Origin of the sequence: Oleiagrimonas sp. C23AA, assembly GCF_011759385.1 — a bacterium.
Taxonomy (GTDB): domain Bacteria; phylum Pseudomonadota; class Gammaproteobacteria; order Xanthomonadales; family Rhodanobacteraceae; genus Oleiagrimonas.
In genome coordinates this window covers 1-3,003 of record NZ_JAARLY010000018.1, presented here as the reverse complement: position 1 = coordinate 3,003, position 3,003 = coordinate 1, and the positions used below count along the sequence as shown (strand labels likewise).

1 protein-coding gene is annotated in these 3,003 nt (G+C 60.6%); it reads right to left on the bottom strand.

All coding sequences use genetic code 11. From position 1 onward, the window contains the following. The coding region (locus HBF24_RS17120; protein ID WP_167175884.1) for a filamentous hemagglutinin N-terminal domain-containing protein at positions 1-2,177 on the bottom strand (2,177 nt) is incomplete at its 3' end. Positions 2,178-3,003 lie beyond the last annotated feature (826 nt).

Genomic DNA, 3,003 nt, shown 5'->3' with positions numbered 1-3,003 from the left:
AACACATCGCTCACCGAGCCGGCATCCGTACCGAGGGAGACGGCGTTACCACCCAGCATGCCCTGCAGGATGATGTTCGGCATGTCGGTGGACTTGACGCCGGTCACGTTCAGCTTGTCACCGGAGACGGTCATGCCCTTGGCCACGCGCACAGCGTAGCTGCCATCGGCCGGTGCACCGGCGGCGATGGTCAGCATCGAGGCGGTGGTGGTACCGCTGGCAACCGACATATCGGCCATCAGCTTGACCATCTGGCCACTGACGCTGGAATTACCACTGGCCCACAGCGCGCTGTTGGCGGTCACGGTGCCGGTGTCGGCGGTCAGGGCGAACGAACCCAGGGCGTTCTTGGCACCCAGCGTGGCCATGTGGTCCGCGTCGGCACCGGCCTGCAACACGCCACCGATGGTGGCATCGGCATTGGCGTTGACGGTGAGGACACCGCCGGCACCAAACTGCAGCGTACCCATGTTGGAGAAGCTGCCGGTGCTGGTGTTGCTGTCATCACCGGTAGCCGCCGTGTTGGCGGTGAACGAGAGGCTACCACCGCTGATGGTGCCCATGTTCTTGATGCTCAGATCGGCGCCATCATCCACCTTGCTGGTGGAGGTGGTGGTGAAGCTGGTGAAGCCGTCGAAGCTGCCGTTGTTGGTGATGCTGCCGTTGGTGGCAGACACCATACCGGCGCCCGAGACGGTACCGTCATTGGTGATATCACCACCGGCGACGGTCAGGCTCGACAGACCCGATGCCTTACCCGAGTTGTTGAAGCCACCCTTGGTGGTGGACACAGCCGCACCGGCGAAGGTACCGGCATTGTCGATGCTGGCAGCTGTCACGTTGTGATACGTGGTCTGAGCCGTATCACCAGAGCCCGTGGTGGTGGAGACGTTGAAATCGCCCTGGTTGGTCAGCGCGCCCTTGGCGGACACGTCGCCACCAGCGGTGAACTGGCCGTCATTGCTCAGCGCACCACCCGCGGAAACAACGGCCGCGCTGAAGGTGTTGCTGTTGCTCAGGTCGCCACCGACGCTCACGTTGCCCACCGACGTGACGGTGCCGCTGTTGCTCAGATCGCCGCCGACGGAGAAACCATTTTCGTCGGCAGAGACCGTCGCACCCTTGGCGTTGGTCAGGCCGCCATCAAGGTTGACAGCACCGCTGAACGACAGATCACCGCTGTTGGAGAAGGTCCCGGCGACGTTGTTGTGACGGGTATCCGAGGTGACATTGCCCGCGGTATCGGTGGTTACCGAACCGGTCTCGGTCAGCGTCAGCGCACCGGCGTTGGAGACATCGCCAGCGGACTTGATCGAGAACGAGGCCGGGCCGTACGTCGGCGTTGCAGCATTGCTGTCGTAGACAGCCGTCTGATCGCCAGTCAGCGTCAGGCTGGCTTGATCGTTGCTGGTGGAAAAGCCGGTATCGACGTTCGGCGTGCCGGCCCACAGGGCAACCTTCGGCGCCGCACCCGCAGGCGAGGTCACCGGGGGGGTACTCGTGTCAACGCTGGTGGTCTGACCGAAAGCGCTCAGATCGACATTGACGTTGCTGCCGCCGGACACATAGATGGCGCTGCCCGAGCGGATCGAAGCACCCTTGGCCACCGTGGCATCACCGCCGGTACCGTTGAACACGATGCTCTTAAAATCACCACCGGTGGTGAAACCGGACTGGTCATCGGCCAACTTGTTGGCGATGAAGCCGATCTCGCCCGTGCCGGAAACCTGGGCGGTGCTGCCGACGATGACACCGTTCTCGTTGGCCACGAACAGATTGACGCCATCGGCGGTCAACGAGCCCATGATCTGCGACGGGTTGCCGCTGGCGTCGACGTTAAGAGCGGAACCAGTACCCGAGAAGCTGACGGAAGCGTCGGAACCGATATTGAAGCCGGCGGTGCCCTGGGCGTTGATGGCCGTTTGACCCGTGCCAGCGGCGGCGCCGCCCCAGGTGATCACCGTGTTATTGCCGGCCAAGTTGATGGACATCGACGCACCATTGGTGCCGTCAGCCGGGGTTACCGTCGCCGAACCGTCGGCAGTGGTAATCACACCCTGGCCCGGCAGCTGATTGGCGGTCGGCGGGGTGGTGGCGGCCATGGCAGCGGAGCTGCCCATGGCCAGCGCGATGGACGCAGCCAGCGCGGCTACTTTCAAGCCACTATTCTTACTCATGAAATAAGACTCCTTACTAGTTTCATCTGCAGAATGATTCTTGTAACCCATTCCCAACGAGTGGAATGGACTTGGAAGTGCATGGCCGCTTTCCAACACGAACACCACACATCCACGACAGGCCCATCCCGTGAAAGGGCTTGGCCATTGCCGCTCACCCCCTGGGAAGGCGGTGCCCAAGCATAGTGCGCTGAGTTTTTAAAAAGCAAGCGCGTGCTGACGCCCTTCAGCGCCACCCAGCCCGCATGGTTGAGCGAAAGTTCATGGGCATGAACAGCTTGAGGTCAGCTCCATGACAGCGCGGCACACATAGGCTGACGCCCACCCACTTTTTTCTCATCACAAGAGGCTGAAATATATTGATAATTTGATTGACGCGTGCGTACTTCGCCGTTCTTCCGTCGGTGTTTATACGGTTTTCTTGTAGTCCTAGGACTACAAGAAGGAGGGCTTGAACGTCGCCCTGATGATTACACCACCCATGGTAAAACTGGATGAGTTATTTTTTATCAATGACTTGGGCTTATGGTGAGACGACAGGGACGGCTCGCTGGCAGCGCCAATAAGGCCGGGGCCTACACAGATTAACGACATGGCCCTTCAACATCCGTGTCCACACGCTGAAACTGCCGTTTGTCGAACCTGACTTTGGATGGGCACGACGTGTGTTCCCGGTGCGCGGCGACCGGCCTTACGGCACGCCTGGTCAACCACTGCCAGCGCATCGGAATAAAAAAAGCGGGCCGCATTGAACTGACCCCCAGAAGTTGGACATCGATCCAACCTCTGGGGGTTTTTCATGTCCAAATACGACACCAAGTTCAAG